Source organism: Pseudarthrobacter sp. NPDC058119 (assembly GCF_042884655.1).
Taxonomy (GTDB): domain Bacteria; phylum Actinomycetota; class Actinomycetes; order Actinomycetales; family Micrococcaceae; genus Arthrobacter.
In genome coordinates this window covers 136720-155666 of sequence record NZ_JBHVTN010000005.1, presented here as the reverse complement: position 1 = coordinate 155666, position 18947 = coordinate 136720, and the positions used below count along the sequence as shown (strand labels likewise).

Annotated in this window: 16 protein-coding genes, 1 tRNA gene and 1 other RNA gene; 12 read left to right on the top strand and 6 right to left on the bottom strand. The window is 66.9% G+C overall.

The window, feature by feature from the left end; translation table 11 throughout:
- Window positions 1–44: 44 nt before the first annotated feature.
- Window positions 45–980, top strand: a complete 936-nt coding sequence (locus tag ACFVTD_RS12520) for an oxygenase MpaB family protein (protein WP_387563133.1) — start codon at window positions 45–47, stop codon at window positions 978–980.
- Window positions 981–1060: 80 nt separating this feature from the next.
- Here the strand turns inward: ACFVTD_RS12520 and ACFVTD_RS12515 are convergent.
- Window positions 1061–1145: transfer RNA gene (locus ACFVTD_RS12515), tRNA-Ser, on the bottom strand.
- A 388-nt stretch (window positions 1146–1533) separates the two neighbouring features.
- Here ACFVTD_RS12515 and ffs point away from each other — a divergent pair.
- The 3 genes from ffs (at window position 1534) to recR (ending at window position 5750) form a co-directional block, all read left to right on the top strand.
- Window positions 1534–1630, top strand: an RNA gene (ffs, locus tag ACFVTD_RS12510) — signal recognition particle sRNA small type.
- A 21-nt stretch (window positions 1631–1651) separates the two neighbouring features.
- On the top strand, window positions 1652–5074 hold the full coding sequence (locus ACFVTD_RS12505; protein WP_387563130.1) for a DNA polymerase III subunit gamma and tau: 3423 nt from the start codon (window positions 1652–1654) through the stop codon (window positions 5072–5074).
- 76 nt (window positions 5075–5150) lie between these two features.
- A complete protein-coding gene (gene recR / locus ACFVTD_RS12500; RefSeq protein ID WP_141158226.1) occupies window positions 5151–5750 on the top strand; it encodes a recombination mediator RecR in 600 nt (199 codons plus the stop codon).
- Window positions 5751–5763: 13 nt separating this feature from the next.
- Here the strand turns inward: recR and ACFVTD_RS12495 are convergent, their stop codons facing one another.
- Window positions 5764–6690, bottom strand: a complete 927-nt coding sequence (locus ACFVTD_RS12495) for a hypothetical protein (RefSeq protein ID WP_387563127.1) — start codon at window positions 6688–6690, stop codon at window positions 5764–5766.
- Window positions 6691–7180: 490 nt separating this feature from the next.
- On the opposite strand from ACFVTD_RS12495, the gene ACFVTD_RS12490 reads away from it, so the two are divergent.
- Window positions 7181–8539 (top strand): aspartate kinase, encoded by a 1359-nt coding sequence (locus tag ACFVTD_RS12490; RefSeq protein WP_387563124.1) that lies wholly within the window; start codon window positions 7181–7183, stop codon window positions 8537–8539.
- An 86-nt stretch (window positions 8540–8625) separates the two neighbouring features.
- Here the strand turns inward: ACFVTD_RS12490 and ACFVTD_RS12485 are convergent, their stop codons facing one another.
- The gene (locus tag ACFVTD_RS12485; protein WP_387563121.1) at window positions 8626–8841 is read right to left on the bottom strand and encodes a hypothetical protein; all 216 of its coding nucleotides are present in this window, start codon (window positions 8839–8841) and stop codon (window positions 8626–8628) included.
- 133 nt (window positions 8842–8974) lie between these two features.
- Window positions 8975–9217 (bottom strand): hypothetical protein, encoded by a 243-nt coding sequence (locus ACFVTD_RS12480; protein ID WP_387563118.1) that lies wholly within the window; start codon window positions 9215–9217, stop codon window positions 8975–8977.
- A 76-nt stretch (window positions 9218–9293) separates the two neighbouring features.
- On the opposite strand from ACFVTD_RS12480, the gene ACFVTD_RS12475 reads away from it, so the two are divergent.
- The 4 genes from ACFVTD_RS12475 (at window position 9294) to ACFVTD_RS12460 (ending at window position 11643) form a co-directional block, all read left to right on the top strand.
- A complete protein-coding gene (locus ACFVTD_RS12475; RefSeq protein WP_387563115.1) occupies window positions 9294–9767 on the top strand; it encodes a MarR family winged helix-turn-helix transcriptional regulator in 474 nt (157 codons plus the stop codon).
- 76 nt (window positions 9768–9843) lie between these two features.
- Window positions 9844–10404 carry an SSI family serine proteinase inhibitor gene (locus ACFVTD_RS12470; RefSeq protein ID WP_387563112.1) on the top strand — a complete coding sequence of 187 codons (561 nt, stop codon included), beginning with the start codon at window positions 9844–9846 and terminating at the stop codon, window positions 10402–10404.
- A complete protein-coding gene (locus tag ACFVTD_RS12465; protein WP_387563109.1) occupies window positions 10391–11314 on the top strand; it encodes a 3-methyladenine DNA glycosylase in 924 nt (307 codons plus the stop codon). Before ACFVTD_RS12470 ends, ACFVTD_RS12465 begins: the two co-directional genes overlap by 14 nt.
- Window positions 11311–11643 (top strand): serine protease inhibitor, encoded by a 333-nt coding sequence (locus ACFVTD_RS12460; protein ID WP_387563106.1) that lies wholly within the window; start codon window positions 11311–11313, stop codon window positions 11641–11643. The genes ACFVTD_RS12465 and ACFVTD_RS12460 overlap by 4 nt, the downstream gene beginning before the upstream one ends.
- Before the next feature lie 87 nt (window positions 11644–11730).
- Here the strand turns inward: ACFVTD_RS12460 and ACFVTD_RS12455 are convergent, their stop codons facing one another.
- Both ACFVTD_RS12455 and ACFVTD_RS12450 read right to left on the bottom strand, forming a co-directional pair.
- Window positions 11731–14862 carry a S8 family serine peptidase gene (locus tag ACFVTD_RS12455; protein WP_387563103.1) on the bottom strand — a complete coding sequence of 1044 codons (3132 nt, stop codon included), beginning with the start codon at window positions 14860–14862 and terminating at the stop codon, window positions 11731–11733.
- Between the two features lie 244 nt (window positions 14863–15106).
- Window positions 15107–15292 carry a hypothetical protein gene (locus ACFVTD_RS12450; RefSeq protein WP_387563100.1) on the bottom strand — a complete coding sequence of 62 codons (186 nt, stop codon included), beginning with the start codon at window positions 15290–15292 and terminating at the stop codon, window positions 15107–15109.
- A gap of 245 nt (window positions 15293–15537) precedes the next feature.
- Between ACFVTD_RS12450 and purS the strand changes: the two genes are divergently transcribed.
- The 3 genes from purS to purL are packed head-to-tail and all read left to right on the top strand — an operon-like array spanning window position 15538 to window position 18870.
- Complete coding sequence (purS, locus tag ACFVTD_RS12445; RefSeq protein WP_015935902.1) at window positions 15538–15789, top strand: phosphoribosylformylglycinamidine synthase subunit PurS; 252 nt, start codon at window positions 15538–15540, stop codon at window positions 15787–15789.
- A gap of 1 nt (window position 15790) precedes the next feature.
- Window positions 15791–16564 carry a phosphoribosylformylglycinamidine synthase subunit PurQ gene (gene purQ / locus ACFVTD_RS12440; RefSeq protein ID WP_286401540.1) on the top strand — a complete coding sequence of 258 codons (774 nt, stop codon included), beginning with the start codon at window positions 15791–15793 and terminating at the stop codon, window positions 16562–16564.
- Window positions 16561–18870 carry a phosphoribosylformylglycinamidine synthase subunit PurL gene (purL, locus tag ACFVTD_RS12435; RefSeq protein WP_387563096.1) on the top strand — a complete coding sequence of 770 codons (2310 nt, stop codon included), beginning with the start codon at window positions 16561–16563 and terminating at the stop codon, window positions 18868–18870. Before purQ ends, purL begins: the two co-directional genes overlap by 4 nt.
- Window positions 18871–18947 lie beyond the last annotated feature (77 nt).

Genomic DNA, 18947 nt, shown 5'->3' with positions numbered 1-18947 from the left:
CGCCGGAGCGGCCGTGCCCTGCGGAAAATGGGCAACAATGTCTCATGCGCAATGTCCTTCGTACATGGCAGGACGAGATCAAGAAGACGTTCTCCGGCAGGGCCGACGCCCCGCCGGACTGGACGCTGAGGCTGGCCGAAGGGGACGACCCCGGCTACCACCTGCCCGGGTCGGCGGTTTGGGCGGTGCACGGCTCCATGACACCCATCGTGGGTGGCATCCGCACGTTGCTCATGCAGTCGCTGCACCCGGGTGCGCTGGCAGGGGTCCACGAGCACTCCAACTTCCGCGACGATCCCCTGCGCCGGCTGGCCAACACCATCCGCTGGATTTTCACGGTGACCTACGGGTCCACGGCGGCCGCGGAGGAGGCAACCCGGCGTGTCCGCCGCCTGCATGAGCCCGTTCAAGGCCACTACCAGGACAACGACGGCGGTGTACGCCCTTACAGTGCCAACGATCCCGGACTGGCCAACTGGATCCACCTGGCCTTTACCGATGGCTTCCTCGCAGCCCACAAGATCTGGGGCAAGCCCATCCCGGGCGGCCCCGACGCCTACGTCCGGGAGTGGGCCCAGGCCGGGACGCTGATGGGAGTCGAAGACCCGCCGCTGACGGAGGCACAACTGCACGGCCAGCTTGAACGGTGGTACGAAGGGGGCGAACTGCGTGCGGACGCACGGGTCAGGGAGACCGTGGAGTTCATCCGCAATGCGCCGCTGCATCCCCTGCTGAAGCCTGGATACCGGATCCTGTTTGCTGGCGCCGTGTACAGCCTCGAGCCCCGGTTCCGGAATATGCTTGGACTTTCCGTTCCACGGCTGGGCCCGTTTCCACTTCCGGTCCGGCTGGCAACCAAGGCGGTGCTCGTCGTCGTCCATTTTGCCCTCGGCGGCCCGCTGAGGCGGATGGGTCCCAGCGAAACGGCCGCGAGGAAGCGCCTCAGACGGCTTGGGGAACCGCTGGCAGACATGGCCTGATCCCCCCACTTTCGAGGCCTGCACGCTCCACATAAAGCAAGAACCCGGCCCCGAGGTATCGGGACCGGGTTCTTGACCGGCGGAGAATGGGGGATTTGAACCCCCGAGGGCGTTAACCCAACACGCGTTCCAGGCGTGCGCCATAGGCCGCTAGGCGAATTCTCCAACTGCTTCTGAATCAAAAGCAGGTACTAGATTACCTGAAGTTTTCCGCATCGCCCAATTGGCTGCTCCGGCGCGGGTTTTGAGCCGGCGCACTCCCCCGCTGAACGGGCGCCGGGGTGGCCTTAATCTGGAAATGGACGCCCCCAATGCGCCCATTCCCTGGTGCACCGTTGAGCTGCCGGGTCCGTTCCGTTATGCCAGGCCACGCAGCTCACAACCTTGAGATTGCCCCAATCGGTGTACATACACATGATCGCGGGTGGGGCCCGGATGCGCAATGGAAATCCCTGCCTGCGCTTTTTTCGGCCACGCACCGGCCGGGCGGCCGGGCGGTGCTGCGGCGGCAGGCGCCGATTCGAGTCGTGCCGCATGTTCGGGTAAAGTATCTGACGGCCCCTCATGTGGCGTCATCCTGTTGAACTCCCCCAGGACCGGAAGGTAGCAAGGGTAGACGGGCTCTGGCGGGTGCATGGGGGGTCTTTACTATTCCCCCACAGGGCGGCATGATGTCAGCCCGGATTGGTAGGGTTTTCTTCGTGACAGTTACTACCGCCCTGTACCGCAGATACCGTCCCGACTCGTTCGCTGACGTTATCGGGCAGGAGCACGTCACCGAGCCGCTGATGACGGCTTTGCGCAAAAACCGCGTCAACCACGCCTACCTCTTCTCCGGCCCCAGGGGCTGCGGCAAGACCACGTCTGCCCGCATCCTGGCCCGCTGCCTCAACTGCGCCCAAGGGCCAACGGACACCCCCTGCGGAACCTGCCCCAGCTGTGTGGAGCTGGCCCGCGGTGGCCCGGGCTCCCTTGACGTCATCGAGATCGACGCCGCGAGCCATGGCGGTGTTGACGACGCGCGGGACCTCCGCGAGCGGGCCACCTATGCCCCGGTGCGGGACCGCTACAAGATCTTCATCATCGACGAAGCCCACATGGTTACTTCGGCCGGGTTCAACGCCTTGCTGAAGATCGTGGAAGAACCGCCGGAACACATCAAGTTCATCTTCGCCACCACGGAGCCGGACAAAGTCATTGGGACCATCCGTTCCCGGACCCACCATTACCCCTTCCGGCTGGTACCGCCTGAGCCCCTGATGGCCTACTTGGAGCTCCTGTGCCGCCAGGAAAACGTTCCCGTGGCCCCCGGCGTCCTGTCACTGGTGATCCGCGCCGGAGGCGGTTCCGTCCGTGACTCACTCTCCGTCCTGGACCAGCTCATGGCAGGTGCCGGATCCAACGGGCTGGATTATGAGCTCGCCGTGGCCCTGCTCGGCTACACGCATGCCTCGCTCCTGGACGACGTCGTGGAGGCGGTGGCCGCGTCCGACGCCGCCACCGTGTTCCGCGCCGTGGACCGGGTCATCCAGACCGGCCACGATCCGCGCCGGTTCGTTGAGGACCTGCTGGAGCGCTTCCGCGACCTGATCATTGTGCAGGCCATGCCCGAAAGCGCGCACGCCATCCTGCGCGGGATGCCGGCGGACCAGATCGCCCGCCTGCAGAACCAGTCCCACAACCTTGGCGCCGCCGAACTTTCCCGGGCTGCCGATGTCACCAACACGGCCCTGACGGAAATGACCGGAGCCACCTCACCCCGGCTGCACCTTGAGCTGCTGTGCGCCCGGATCCTGCTCCCCAGCTCCGAACAGAACGAAAGGGGCATGGCCGCGCGGATCGACCGCGTGGAGAGGCGGCTGAACTACGCAGGGACCGACGTCGGCGCCCCCGCAACGCCCGCGGGAGCAGCACCAGCGCTCCCGGCAACGGCTCCAACTCCCGAACTCGCGGATGCCCCCTCGGACTCCCCGCGAACGCAGGACCAGGCCGTCCAGGACTCTCCAGCCCAGGTCTCTCGACCGCAGGACACTCCAGCGCGGTCCGCGGCGGCCCGGTCCATGACGACACAGCCGGGGCCAACCCGTCCCGCGCAATCCGCAGCCGAGCAGCCTGCACCCTCTGGCCCCGCACCCTCGCCGGCGGGGAACGGGCAGGCCACTCCAGCCGCTGGGAGCCCCCGCGCCCCGCTGACGCCACCGCGCGTCAGCACCAGCGACTGGCCCGTCGAGGAACCCGCCCGCGGCGAACCTTCCCGCGGCCGGGCACCTCAGAACCCCGCCGCTGCCGGATCTCCCAACACTGGGCAGCAACCCCCGGCAGCGCCGCCTGCCAACGCGGCTCCGCAGCCCGAAACTGCACCGCAGGCGCCTGCCAGCCAGGTCCCGGCGGCGAACCAGCAAGCACCCGGCGCGTCCGTCCCGCCTGCTCCCCCGGCTATGGGCGACGTGGAGGTCCTTCGCAGGGCCTGGCCTGACGTCCTGCAGGCATTGTCCAAAATTAAGCGCAGCACCTGGGCCCTCGTTGAGCCCAATGCGCAGGTCCAGGGGTTCGACGGCAGTGTCCTGACGCTGTCCTTCAGTACCTCCGGGCTTGCCGGTGCCTTCGGCAGGGCGGACCACTCGGACAACCTGCGCCAGGCCATCCACAAGACTGTCGGTATCGACTGCCAGATCCAGGCGGTTGCCGGCGGCGCCAGCCAGGCGAGCTCTGAGCCAAACCCAAAAGCACCCGCCAGCCCGGTGGTCCCGGCCACTTCAGCTGACGTTGCCTGGGGCCTGGCTCCTGCGCCTGCCGGGGCAGCACCCACTGCGGAGGCTCCTGCACTCGCAGCTGCCACAGGGGCGCCGCACGGCGTGGATGCGGGGAACCCAGCCGGCGCTGGAGGTTCCAGCGCAGGGACCACCGCCCCTGCCGTCCGCCAAGGCAGCTCAGCCGTCGCCGCCAGCCAGGCCGCGGCACCCGCCGCCGTTCCCTCCGCTGCCGTTCCGGCCGAGGGGCGCCCGGCGGCAGCCGCCAACGCCTCCGCCTCCCAGGGGCCAGTGTCCGGCCGCCCGTCTGTCAACAGAGGGAAGGATGTTGCCCAGCCGGCCACCACGGAGGCCGCCCAGCCTACATACCCTTCAGCAGGGGGCGACTACTCCTATTCCGATGACGACTGGGGCCCGCCCCGGGATGAGGATGCACCCCCGTTGGATGAGGAGCCCCCCATGGACTGGGAGCCCTCGGCGCGTCCGGCCGGCCGGACGGCAGCACCGTCCCCGGCCACTGGAGTCCCCCAGCCGGCAGCCGGCGCCCGCCCGGGAGCTGCCGCGCGCACCCAAGGCACTACCTCCGGCGAGCTGGGTGCAAGTACCGCATCCCAATCCGACACCCCGCGGCCGGACGCTGCCCACGATCCCTGGACCCGGGCGGTGGAGCAGGCACCCGGCGTATGGGTGGTTGGCGACAAGAGCAACGTGGGCGCCACCCCTGCGCCGGTCTCGGTGAATGACAACATCGGGTCGCCGGCCAATGTCCCCCATTACGAACCCGCAACGGCCCAAATGCCACCGGCCATACCGGTGGCCCCTGCCGCGGCGGCCGCCGCAACGACGCAGTCCTGGGCTCCAGGTCCGGGTTCCGGCATCGACCAGGACGACCCGGCGTCGGGAACCTACCAGGTGCCGTCCCCTGGCCGCGCGCCAGTGCCTGAATTCGCCATGGCGGCTGCTGCCCCCTCCCCGGCTACGCAGGCCGCAACTGCCCGGGCCACCGTTGCCCCGGCTTCGGTGGCGCCGCCCGCTGCCGCGCCCACCCGTCCCCAGCCGGGGGCCGCGGCGCCGGCTTCCGCACCTGGCGCCGCACCAAGCCAAACCCGGCAAAGCCTCTACCAGCGGCTGTCCAACAGCCCGGAAGCAGAGGCAGGGCGCGCCAAGGCGCCGGCCAGGGCCGCTGCCGCCCCGGGCGCGTACGTCCAGGACATCCCGAGCGCCGATGATGAAACCATTGAGGAATCGGGCGTGTTCGGCCGGGCCGCCGTCGAACGCATTTTGGGCGGGAAACTGATCGAAGAGCGGTCCCTGGACGGAAGCCCTGTGGCGCCACGCTATTGACCGGATGAGGACTGCCGGCCGCCAGCAGCCAACCGCCTGATCCATCCGCTATCCACACGAAGCTAAAGAGGAAAAAGTGTACGAAGGTGCCGTCCAGGAGCTGATCGATGAGCTCGGACGCCTTCCGGGCGTAGGCCCCAAGTCCGCACAGCGGCTGGCTTTCCACATCCTTGAAGCCGATCCCCAGGACATGAAGCGGCTGGTCGAGGCAATCACCACTGTCAAGGAACGCGTGAAGTTCTGCACCGTCTGCGGCAACGTCACGGAACAGGAGCTGTGCAACATCTGCCGGGACCCGCGCCGCGACCCTGCGGTCATCTGCGTCGTGGAGGAGTCAAAGGACGTCCTGGCAGTAGAACGCACCCGTTCGTTCCGCGGCCGGTACCACGTGCTGGGCGGGGCCATTAATCCCATCGCCGGGGTAGGGCCGGAACAACTGCGGATCCGTGAACTGCTCACCCGGCTGAACGACGGCGAAATCCAGGAAGTGATCATCGCCACCGACCCCAACCTGGAGGGTGAGGCAACGGCGACGTACCTGGCCCGCATGCTGAAGACGATCGGTATCGCAGTCACCCGCCTGGCGTCCGGCCTTCCCGTGGGCGGTGACCTGGAGTACGCCGACGAGGTCACCCTTGGCCGCGCCTTCGAAGGCCGCCGGAACGCCCTGGGCTAGGGCAGCCGCCCGATCACGCGTTTCCGGCTGGTCCCGCCGGAATCCGGCGCCGCCAAGACACCATCTGCGCCCCAAGGACAAGCAGTCCGGCAAGGCCGCCCTGCATCAACAGGCCGGCAGCACCCAATGGCACGCGGGCCGCGTCCCTGTCCAGGGGCTCGCCGTGCACGCAGGCTACCTGGGTCCCGTCGGCCGCTTCCTGCAGCCGGGCCGAAAGCCAGCCAAGGAGCTCGTTGCCGGCGTCCTGCTCCGCGGCCAGCATGACGGACACCACGATGGGGCTTGGGGCGGCCAGCCACATGATGCGGTCGGTGCGGTAAACCTCCGCCGTTCCAGCCGGAACGCTGGAGCATTCATACGCCAGGACCACCCCGTTCTGGCCACGTTGCACGTTCATCGCCACGGTTACCGGTTCCTCCGACCGGACAGCGGGAACCAGCAGGGCGCACGTCCCGATGCCGCCGGCCAGCAGGAAGACTGCCACGAACCACCCCGCAGCCACAGCCCAGGCCTGGTTCCGGACCAGGGACGCCAGCGCGGCCCCCATGCCGCTGAAGATTACGGCCTCCAGTCCCGCAACAACGGCGGAGACTGCTGCCAGTCCACCGGGCTGCCGGGCGAGCGCTGCCTGCACCAACAGTACGGTAAGGACGAGCAATACGAAGACCATACTGCGCATGATCGCAGCGAGGATGATCCGGGTCACCAGGCCCGCGGACGGTTCCCGCCGCGGGCCCGGGTGCCACCGAGCCGCACCCCAGTGCATTGCGACGAATGCTGATGCGGGCGGGAGCAGTAATGCAACCACAAGGTAGGCTGACGCCGGCATCCAGTCGGCGGGCTCGTCCGCACCTGCCGACAGCAACAGAACCATTCCGGCCACAAGCCAGATGGCGATGGCAGCACCCAGGGTAACCGACCAGAAATGGAGCGTGCGCACCGCCAACCACCAGTCAAGTGCTGCTGCCCGGAGCGCCGGCCTGAACACCGGATAAGCCTGTGTTCCAGCCTCGTCAGCGTCCGCTGGCTCCAAACTGGCTGGTCCCCCGATGGGTTCAAAGTAAGGCCTGGACAGTTGCGGATCAGGTAAGTGCCATTCGTCAGCCACGTGCGCAGTGCCTTTCCCCGGATGGGTCCTCCTCCGGCGGTGTCCGGCCTGCCGCCATCTGGTTGGGAATAGTCTTATCGTCGGACAGCGTGGCCGGCGTGTCCAGAGCCGCAACATGCAGGCTTCGCCAGGCTTCGCTCTGTCTCCGGCCGCCGGCGCGCAGAGTTCCGCTGTGTCCGGCAAACGTCCACCGTGGCCGGAATGTGGTCACAATTCAACGTCCCTCCGGGCACGGCGATAAACTGTCCCAAGGATTGCCGCGCCCACCCGGCGCCGGGCCGCCTGGCCTCCAGACTCCAATTGACCCAATGAAGGTACGCGCATGAGTACGCCCACCACCGAAGTGCACAACGCAACACAGCCGCAGGCGGCGCCCGCTGCCGGCGCGTTGACCAAGCAGCTCATTGTGCAGAAATTCGGCGGCTCTTCCGTTGCGGACGCTGCCGGAGTCAAGCGCGTGGCCGCGCGGGTGGTCGCCGCCCAGCAGGCCGGCAACGAAGTGGTGGTGGTCGTTTCGGCGATGGGCGACACCACGGACGAACTCCTGGACCTCGCCGCGGAGGTCACCGATTCGGCTCCCGCCCGCGAAATGGACATGCTCCTGTCCGCCGGTGAACGCATCTCCATGGCACTGCTGGCCATGGCCATCAACAAGCTTGGCGCCTCGGCCCAGTCCTTCACCGGGTCGCAGGCAGGCATGATCACCGACGGAATCCACGGCAAGGCCCGGATCATCGACGTCGACCCGCACCGCATCCGCACCGCCCTGGACAAGGGCAACATCGCCATCGTTGCCGGTTTCCAGGGCATGAGCCGTGCCACCCACGAGATCACCACCCTTGGCCGTGGCGGTTCGGACACCACCGCAGTTGCGCTGGCGGCGGCACTGGAGGCGGACGTCTGCGAGATCTACACGGATGTGGACGGCATCTTCACCGCCGATCCGCGGGTTGTCCCGTCAGCCCAGAAGATCGACACCATCTCCAGCGAAGAGATGCTGGAACTTGCTGCCTCGGGCGCCAAGATCCTGCACCTGCGCTGCGTCGAGTACGCCCGCCGGTTCGGTGTGCCGCTGCACGTCCGTTCCTCATTCAGCCAGCATGAAGGCACCTGGGTCATCCCCAGCGCCGACGACAAGATCACCACTCAAGAGGGAGTTGCCTTGGAGCAGCCAATCATCTCCGGCGTTGCGCACGACCGTTCCGAAGCGAAGGTCACCGTGGTCGGCGTCCCCGACATTCCCGGCAAGGCCGCCGCGATCTTCCAGGTCATCGCCGACGCCCACTCGAACATCGACATGATCGTCCAGAACGTGTCCACCCACGGCACCGGCAAGACGGATATTTCCTTCACCCTGCCCATCATTGAGGGCGCCGACGCCCTTGCAGCACTCCACGCAGCCCAGGACCAGATCGGCTTCGAGGCCATCGAATACAACGAAAAGATCGGCAAGCTGTCCCTGATCGGTGCCGGCATGCGCTCCCACCCGGGAGTCTCCGCCACCTTCTTCAAGGCCCTGTCCGACGCCGGCATCAACATCAATATGATCTCCACGTCCGAAATCCGGATCTCCGTTGTGACCCACGCGGACCTGCTGGACGAGGCCGTGCGCGTCATCCACAAAGCGTTCGGGCTCGACACCGAAAGCGAAGCGACAGTGTACGGCGGCACGGGCCGCTAAAGCGCCAACACAAAGCCGGGCTGTTCCTCCCCTTGAAAGGAGAAGGACAGCCCGGCTTTTGCATGCCCGGGAGCGTCCGGAAAGAATCAGGTTTCGCGTTCCAGGTCTTCGCGGCGCACTGCGTAGTGGTGGCCGGTCGAATCGGTCTCCACCACGAAATGCGAGAGGTCCTCTTCGGAGGCCTGCTCAAATTCGTCGTGTTTGTGCACCACGGGCGTGTCGGCATCCAGGCGGGTGGCAGGACCGAAGAAGAAGCGGAGCCGCTCGGTCAGGCCCATGAACGTGCTGAGGACATGTGCCACTGTTTTCCACCCCCTTCCCGAAAATCGGGCGAAAGTGCCGCCGGGCTCCGTCGGGAGCCAGTGCCCCCATTTTATGCCCGGGGCAGCAAAAAGGCTCCGGCGCAGGGGTGGCGGAATTGCTACCGGGGAATTGTTACCGGAGGGAGCGGTCCTCGGGGTTCTTCGGCACCACGTAGGTGCTGCCGTCCGGCCTGGTGATGGTCTCCCACTGCTGGGTTTCCGCCTGGCGCTGGGCCAGCAGGCGGCGGTTCTCTTCAGTCATGTCATGCGCCAGTGCGCTGCGGTTGGCAGGCCCGAAAACAGCCCGCAATTTTCCGGTAGCGCGCATGAAGCGCTGGGAGGCGTTGCCCTTGTCCGCGGACCTGTCCTTGCCCATGAAGAGGTTCCTTCCACTCACTGTCGGCTACAACAAATGTACACTAATGATTAGTGCACTAACAATCGGAGGGCCAATGACTGCAACGCCGAAAACGGACTCAGAAGCAACGGAACAGGCACACGACGAAGACCTGCTGCTTGAACATCAACTCTGCTTTGCCCTGACGGTAGCCGCCCGCAGCGTTGTGGGCGCCTACAAACCCGTGCTTGAGAAGCTCAACCTCACCCATCCGCAGTACCTGGTGATGCTCTGCCTCTGGGAGGACAGCCCGCGCACGCTCCGGAACATCAGTGCTGCCCTGGCCCAGGAACCTGCCACCATCTCGCCGCTCCTGCGCCGGCTCGAAGCGGCGGAATTGATCACGCGGCGGCGCGTGGATGGCAACGAGCGTGCCCTGGCCGTTGAGCTGACTTCCAAAGGCGCCGCCCTGCGGGAGCAAGCCCTCCAGGTACCGGGAACCATGATGGAACGGCTGGGGTTGACCCGGGAGCAAGTCACCGAACTGCATGCATCCATGATGGGGCTGATCGCCGCCACCTCCCAGTGACTGTCCCCGGCCGGACGACGGCCTGCCCGCCCCATGCCAAGCGACTAGAATTACTGGACGAAAGGGAGGTGTCCTGATGCGGAAATTCCGGATCCTCGCAGCATTCCTGGCCGTTGCCGCCGGCCTGGTCTCGGGCTGCAGCGGCACTCCCGACAGTGGCACGTCCGCGTCGACAAAGCCCCCCCCGGCGTCGGCGAGCTCCCCGGCCGGCTCTGCCGCCCCGTCTCCGGATACAGACACCTCGATACCGGCGCCCGCCCCCGCCACGTCGCGGCCGGCCGAGGGCCCGGGACAGGGAAATGCCGAGCTCGCCATCACGGTGGTTCCCTCACCGGGCGCCCCGGAGGTTGATTACACCCTGGTTTGTTCCGCGGGGGCTCCAGCCGCCGAAAGCAGCCATCCCAACGCCGCTGCCGCCTGCGCCGCGCTGAAAGCGAACCCAGGCATCCTGGCCCCGGTCCCGGCGGGGACATCGCGGCCCTGCACCCAGCAGTACGGCGGCCCCCAAACAGCCACCGTCACCGGCATGGTGGACGGCGTCGCCGTGGATTCGAAATTTGCGCGGACCAACGGATGCGAGATCAGCGCGTGGGACGCGGCCAAGGACGTGTTGGGCGCAACCGGTGGAGCCTCTTAAAGTCATTGCGGCCGACACTGCGCGGGCAAGGCAGGAAGCCCACCTGCAGCGCGTCAGCCGCTACGCCAATCCCTACCTTGCGCGTCGTTCGGCCGGGCAGAAGCACCCCGTGGAAGACTTCCTCTTCACCTACTACACCCAAAAACCGGGACAGCTGAAGCGCTGGCACCCCGGCGCCGGCGCAGTCCTCACCGGCGCCCAGGCAGCCGAGCGGCTTGGCTGGAAGCATTACCGGAGGCTCGACGACGGCGAGCTTGGTTCCCTGGGCCTGCCTGCGGGAAGTACAGCGGCCACCTTCGACCGGGATGCCTTTTTGGCCGACCGGAGCGAGGCGGTGGCTTTCGCCGGCATCATCCTCCGAGGCACGGCGGCCCGGCCGGCCCAATTCGGCTGTTTCGGCCTGCATGAGTGGGCCATGGTCTACCGGCAGGACAAGTTCGACCTCCGCCACGAGTACCTGCAGCTGCGGCTGGGGGCGGCGGGTACGGACAAGGTGGTGGAAGACAACAGGATCCGCTGCACCCATTTCGACGCCTTCCGGTTCTATACTCCGGACGCCATCCCGCTCAACGAGCACTCCCCCAGCAGGGAGACCCAGCGGCACTTGGAGCAGCCCGGCTGCCTGCATGCCAACATGGACCTCTACAAGTGGGCTTACAAACTGCTGCCGGCGCTGTCCAGTGAGCTGGTGATGGACTGTTTTGAACTGTCGTGGCGGATCCGGGCCATGGATATGCAGGCTTCCCCGTACGACCTCGCCGCCTGGGGCTACCCGGCCATTCCGATCGAGACGCCGGGCGGCAAGGCGGAGTACGTCGAGCACCAACGCGCCTTCGCAGCCGAAGCGGGGATCCTGCGCGGCAGGCTGGCAGCGCAGCTCGGGGCCGTCGCCGGGGGCGTGGACCGGTGATTGACCTGATTGTCAGCCTCCGGGACCACCCCGACGCACCCGGACACGTATTCCGGCTGGTCGCAAAGGACGGCCATCCGGCTGCCGGCACCACCGTGCCGGAGCCCGCCGCCGCCTTGGCCGCCGTCGAGCGGTTCGGCGAAGACGTCTTCTTCCCCCAGCCGGGGCCGCCCAGGGTGTGTACGCAGCAGTATGGCGGCCCGCAGATTGCCGTGGTTACCGGGACGTTCCATGGCCGGGATGTCCACTCGACCTTCACGCGTACCGACGGCTGCGAGATAGCGCGGTGGAATGCCATGGGTCCCCTGCTGGGTGGAACGGCCACTTAGCTTCCTCCGCCAGGGCTGGGGAGTGGGAACGAAAAAGGTCCCGGGCGGCCTGATGACCACCCGGGACCTCCCCCCATGTCTTCCTGGTCAGGTACCGGGTACGGCCTGTGCCAGGCCAAGCTGGGGAGCGCCGGCCGGGGCAGAGGCGGAGCCCGCTCCCACCTGCACGTTCACCCAGGTTTTGATGCCGTTGCCACCGAGGCTCAGCCTGGAGAGGTAGGAGCCTTCAGCCAGTCCGTTCCAGTTCAGCGTGGCCGTGGTGGCGGTTCCGTTCGGTGCCACGATGGGGTTGGGATTCACCGTCAGGTTGCCCGCGTCACCGGCGAAGGACACGGCCTGAACCGAAGCCGTGGCAGGCCCGTTGTCCGGCGTGGCGTACAGGTTCGCCACCACGTAGTAGGTCCCCGGACGGGGTGATTCGAGGTCCAGGAACTCACTGGCCGATGCCGTCGCCACCTGGGTGGCTGTGAGGCCCCCGGATCCGTTCGGTGCGTAGACCACCATGTCCCAGTCGACGTCGTTCGACTGCGCCTGGATGCCCAGGCGGGCAAACGAGGCGCCGGCCGGCACCTTCACCTGTAGCAGGGCGTTGTGCGCGTCGTTCGTGGGAGCGTACGCGCCCGGGGTCTTGGTGATGGCGGTCTGGCTCAGGGGTGCCAGCCCCTCTACTCCGACGGCGATGGGGCTGTCCGAGCCGGATACGAGGTTCATGGTTCCACTGCCGGTGCCCGTTGCCGAGCTGAAGGAGAACGACGGGGCGATCTGGGCGTCAACGGGCCGGATGGCGATCGGTGAGCTCACCGTCCGGGGCCCCTTCCAAGTGAGGCTGCCGGTGCTGAACTTGCCCACCGAGGCGCTGACGTTCCGGATGGTGAGGGTCACTTCACGGGTCTGCCCGGCCTTTGCGAAGTTCAATGCCTTGGGCTCGACGTTGACGCTGAAGCCGGGCATGTTCACTTCGGGACGGTACATGCCCGGGACCAGTGCGGTCAGCTTGCGCTTCACCTGGACCTCGCCCACCAGGCTGCCCAGGGCAACCGAGGGAACGTTGAGGTCGCGGGCAGCGATGGTGCCTGCCTGCGGCGCTCCGGTTTCCACGCCCTGCCCGTTGAGGAAGCCGAGCCAGTCCTGGATGCCTGAGTCGTAGACCAGCCCGGGATCAAGGACGCGGGTGGAGTCGATGTGGCCGGCGCCGCCCTGGAAGGGATCGGTGTTGGGGGTGCCGTCGGCATTCACCAGCGGGTAGGCGGTGGTCATCATGGCGGACTTCACCATGGCAGGAGTCCACTTGGGCTGCTTGCCCAGCACCAGGGCGCCGAAGCCGGCGATGTGCGGGGCTGCCATGGACGTGCCGGACATGAAACCGAACTGGTCACCATGGTTGCCGATGGTGGACACGCCGGCCAGGACGTTGACGCCCGGGGCCGAGATATCCGGCTTGAGCAGGTCCCCGCCGGAGGCGAGCGTGGGGCCGCGGGATGAGAAGCCCGCGATCTGCGGCGCGGCCGCCGGGGGGAGTCCCGTCAGGTCGCCCTTGACCAGGCTGACGGTCAGTGCCGGATTCGCTGCGAGCTTGGACTTCAGTTCCAGGCTCTTAGGCGCGTTGACGTGGACGGTGGGCACAGCGTGGTTGTCGGCATCCTCGGAGCTGCTGGTGAGGTTCACCAGGATCATGCCCACGCCGCCCTTGTCCAGGACTTCCTGGCTCTTCGCGGTCCTGTCCACCACGCCGCGGTCGCAGACCACAACCTTGCCGGCTACCTTGGCGGCGTCCAGGGTTCCCGGTCCGCAGAGGTTCGGGTTGGCAGCACCCGCTGCGGCGGCGGCCGCTGCCACGACCACAGGCTTGTCGGCCGGCTCGGACTTCATGATGGAAGCTCCGCGGTACAGCGATCCGTCGGATACCTTCACCGTGCCCACCAGGTCACTGGGAAAGGTTGCGGCAGCCACCGTGGTCAGCCACGGCGAGGCGTGGTTGACCGTGGAGGCGGTGGGACCGGAGTTTCCTGCCGAGGCCGAGACGAAGATGCCGGCGGCGGCGGCGTTCAGGAATGCCAGCGCCACGGGATCGGTGGTGCTGTTGTTATTTCCGGAGATGGAGTAGTTCAGGACGTCGACGCCGTCCTTGATGGCTGCGTCCACGGCCTCGACCGAAGCGGAGGAGTAGCAGCCGCCGGTGTCCGGGTTGGTGTCCTCCCAGCAGACCTTGTACACCGAAACCTTGGCGGCCGGCGCCACGCCGGAGCTCTTGCCGAAGCTGGCCCCGTCGATCACCTGTTCGATATTGGCGTTGCCGGCGGCCGTGGTGGCCGTGTGGGTGCCGTGGCTTCCCACGTCCACGGGGGAGATCTGCTCTTCGGGGGCACGGTTTCCGGGGGTTACGTACTGCAGGAAGGAATCCGCGAAGTAGCGGGCCCCGATGACCTTGGAATTGCACAGTGATCCGTCAAAGGACGCCCCGGTTCCCTGGCCTTTCTGGCATTCGCCCTCGAATGTGGTGCCGTCCGCCTTGAGCATCGCAATTTTGCCGTCGCCCGTGCGGTACGGAACGCCTACCTGGGCCTCACCCTGCAGGGGCTGCAGCGGTTCGCCCTGGAGGAAGGGGTTGTCCGGCGCATAGCCGGAATCGATGACGCCTACCACTACGCCCTTGCCGGCGTTGGCTTCGCCCCCGAACTGCTTGGCCCAGGCCCCGTCAGGACCGGTGAGCTTAAGGAAGTCGGTGGTGGTGTAGTCGGGTTTGTTCTCGACGTCCGGCGCGACCACCAGGACGCGCTTGTCCTTGGCCAGGGCTCCCGCCTGCGCCGCGGTCAGTTCCGCGGTAAACCCGTTCAGGGCCGCGGTGTACTGCTTGGCGGGCGTGACTCCCTGTGCAGCTGCAACGTCGCGCTGCTGCTTGCGCAGATGGGCGTCGTAGGCCTTGTAGTTGGGACTGCCCGCGTCGAGCTTCCTGCCCTGCTGCGGCTTGGTTGCGCCCAGCCCGGCAGTTCCTCCTTCATAGGACGCGGCGGCGGGCCCGGCGAGTACCACGATGTACCTGCCGTCCCTGAACTGCCCGTCCTTGGTGCTGGAGGAAGCGTTTCCGGCGCCCTGGACGTCAGGTGCCGCCGAGGCGGGCCCCACTGCCAGCGAGCTGAGGATCAGGGGCAACCCGACGGCCAGTGCGGCCGCCTTCCGGAGTCCCCCAGCCCGCAAGGGGCTCTTTCCAGTTGATTTCACGTGCAACCCTTTCACGATGTGCCGCCCAGAGTGGTGGGCGCCCCGAATGACTGGCACTGCAGAGGGAATTACAGGTTTTGTAATTAGCTGAGACCAGACTGTTCACAGGGTACAGACTGAGAGCGCGATATGACATAGAGCACATTTGAAAATTTTTCGCCTGTCATACGGCGGGAAACACCTTGGGCACACAAAAGAGGCGCCCCGAAGGACGCCCCGCGAAGAGCGGAGGAAGACTGCCGGGCTACTGCCGGGGAGTGCGCACCACGTCACTGATCCATTGCCTGGTCTTCTCATCCACCGGCCCGGCCACCCGCGTCTCGCGTGCCAGGCGGTCCGCCTTCACCTTCTGGAACACCATGCGGCCCAGGCCGGCGAACACCGCGGCGGCGACAATCGGCAACAACACGGACTTCGAATTCTCAGCCATCCAGCAATCCTAGTGAAGGCCCTGCGTCAACTCCAGAACCAGGCCCACGAACGCCGCCGGGCTCCCGTGTTCTGTGCGGCTGCGGCACCCGGCCCATGGGGATTCAGAGGGATGCGCGCGTGCCGGTAGAATGATAGGGCAAGCTCGCGGAGCGCCCGTCCACCATGTCCCCGACACACCGGTACGGCGTGAGACGGCACCACTCCGCTGCGCCCTTACCCAAGCTCACGCACAGGAGTTGCCGGATGCCCCGGATCGTTGTTGACGTCATGCCCAAGCCCGAGATTCTGGACCCCCAGGGGAAGGCAATCGTTGGCGCTCTCCCCCGGCTGGGCTTCACCAGCTTCAGCTCTGTCCGCCAGGGCAAGCGCTTCGAACTGACGGTCGACGGCGAGGTGACGGAGGAAATCCTGGCCCAGGCCCGCGATGCCGCCGAGACCCTCCTCTCCAACCCCGTGATCGAGGACGTCGTCAACGTCGAGGTCGTCGAGGCCTGAGATGACTGAACTTCCCCTGATCGGCGAAGCTGTCGCTGTCGCGGCGGAACCGCGCCTCGCCGGCGCCCGCATCGGCGTCGTCACCTTCCCCGGCACCCTTGACGACCGGGACGCTGCCCGGGCCGTGCGCCTCGCCGGCGCCACCGCCGTCGAACTGTGGCACGGCGACACCGAACTCGGTGACGTGGACGCCGTCGTGATTCCCGGCGGCTTCTCCTACGGCGACTACCTCCGCGCCGGTGCCATTGCCCGTTTCGCCCCGCTGATGTCCAAGATCATCGACGCCGCGAACTCGGATGCCAAGCTGCCCGTCCTGGGTATCTGCAACGGCTTCCAGATCCTCACCGAGTCGCACCTGCTGCCCGGCTCGATGATCAAGAACGACCACCTGAAGTTCCTCTGCCGCGACCAGGTGCTGCGCGTCGAGAACAGCAACACCGCGTGGACGCTGGACTACGAAGCGGGCCAGGAAATCACCATCCCGCTGAAGAACCAGGACGGCCAGTACATCGCTGACGAGAAAACCCTGGACGCCCTTGAGGCCGAGGGCCGCGTCGTCTTCCGCTACGTGGGCTTCAACCCGAACGGTTCCCGCCGGGACATCGCCGGCATCTCCAACGCCGCCGGCAACGTGGTGGGCCTCATGCCGCACCCCGAGCACGCCGTGGAACCGGGCTTCGGCCCCGAATCGCTGGACGGCATCGGCGGGTCCGACACCGACGGCCTGGGCTTCTTCACCTCCGTACTGAACAAGATTGTGGGAGGCGACAAGTGACCACCGAAACCACCAAGAAGTTCAATATCGACACCGTCGAGAACGCTGCCAAGACCCCGGACACCGAACTGCCCTGGGCAGAGCTGGGCCTGAAGCAGAACGAGTTCGACGAGATCGTCAAGGTCCTGGGCCGCCGCCCCACCGGCGCCGAACTGGCCATGTACTCCGTCATGTGGAGCGAACACTGCTCCTACAAGTCCTCCAAGAACCACCTGCGCCAGTTCGGCCAGAAGGTCACCGAGGAAATGAAGAAGGACATGCTGGTGGGCATCGGCGAAAACGCCGGCGTGACGAACCTGGGGGACGGCTGGGCCGTGACCTTCAAGATCGAATCGCACAACTCGCCGTCGTTCGTTGAGCCGTACCAGGGTGCGGCGACCGGCATCGGCGGCATTGTCCGCGACATCATCTCCATGGGCGCCCGCCCCGTTGCTGTCATGGACCCGCTGCGCTTCGGCGCGATCGACCACCCGGACACCGCACGCGTCATGCACGGCGCCGTTGCCGGCATCGGCGGCTACGGCAACTCCCTGGGCCTGCCGAACATCGGCGGCGAGATGGTGTTCGACTCCGTCTACCAGGGCAACCCGCTGGTCAACGCCCTGGCTGTCGGCGTTATGCGCCACGAGGACATCCGCCTGGCCAACGCCTCCGGCAAGGGCAACAAGGTGGTCCTGTTCGGTGCCCGCACCGGCGGCGACGGCATCGGCGGCGCCTCCGTGCTGGCCTCCGAATCCTTCGACGACACCAAGCCGTCCAAGCGTCCCGCCGTCCAGGTGGGCGATCCCTTCGCGGAAAAGGTCCTCATCGAATGCTGCCTCGAGCTCTTCAAGGGCTCCCTGGTCGAAGGCATCCAGGACCTCGGCGCCGCAGGCATCTCCTGCGCCACCTCGGAGCTTGCCTCCAATGGCGACGGCGGCATGCAGGTCGAGCTGACCTCCGTCCTGCTGCGCGACCCCACTTTGACCCCGGGCGAAATCCTGATGTCCGAGTCGCAGGAACGCATGATGGCCGTCGTGACCCCGGAGAACGTGGAAGCGTTCGAGGCCGTCATGGACAAGTGGGCCGTGGAGTACTCCTGGCTGGGCGAGGTGACCGACACCGGCCGCCTCATCATCACCTGGGAAGGCGACGTGATTGTCGACGTCGATCCCCGCACCGTGGCGCACGACGGCCCGGTCTACGACCGCCCCTACGCCCGTCCCGAGTGGCAGGACGCCGTCCAGGCCGACACCTTTACCGGCTCCGTGCAGGATGCAGGCCGCCCGGCCGCTCCCTCGGAACTGGCCGCCGCTGTCACTGAGCTCGTGGCGTCGCCGAACATGTGCTCCAAGTCCTGGATCACCAACCAGTACGACCGGTACGTGGGTGGCAACACCTCCATGGCGTTCCCCGACGACGCCGGCGTGGTCCGCGTTGACGAGGAATCCGGGCTGGGTGTGGCCCTGGCCACTGACGCCAACGGCCGCTACACCTACCTCGATCCCTACCACGGCGCGCAGCTGGCACTGGCCGAGGCCTACCGGAACGTTGCCACCGCGGGCGCCATCCCCATGGCCGTCAGCGACTGCCTGAACTTTGGTTCTCCCGAGGACCCGGATGTCATGTGGCAGCTGGCAGAGGCCATCCGCGGCCTGTCCGACGCCTGCATGGTGCTGGGCATCCCGGTCACCGGCGGCAACGTCTCGCTGTACAACCAGACGGGCACCACGCCAATCCACCCCTCCCCCGTGGTGGCGGTCCTAGGCAAGCTCGACGACGTCTCGCGCCGCACGCCGTCAGGCTGGCGCGAGGACGGCCAGGCAATCTACCTCCTGGGCACCACGGGTGCCGAGCTGGACGGTTCCGAGTGGGCGAACATGCGCGGCCACCTAGGCGGCCAGCCGCCCAAGGTGGACCTTGAGGCTGAGCGCGCCCTGGGTGAGATCCTGATCAACGCGTCCCGCGACGGCATGATCGATTCCGCGCACGACCTCTCCGAAGGCGGCCTCGCGGCCGCACTGGTGGAGTCCTCGCTGCGCTACGGCGTGGGTGCCCGGATCGCCCTTCAGGACGTTGTGGACCGGGACGGCGTGGACCTGTTCACGGCGCTCTTCTCCGAGTCCCAGGGCCGCGCCATTGTGGGCGTCCCGCGCTCCGAGGAGGTCCGCTTCACGGACATGTGCACCGCCCGCGGCTTTGCGCACACCCGTATTGGCGTGGTGGACGCGGCCAGCGACGAGCTGGCGATCAACGGCGTGGAGAGCCTGTCTTTGGACGCCCTCCGCGAAGCCCACGAAGGGACCTTGCCGAAGTACTTCGGCTGATTTGGCCCTCATCGATTGCTCCGTAACTGCCCTTTTGAGCACTCAAAACGGCGGTTGCGGAGCAATCGATTTTAAGA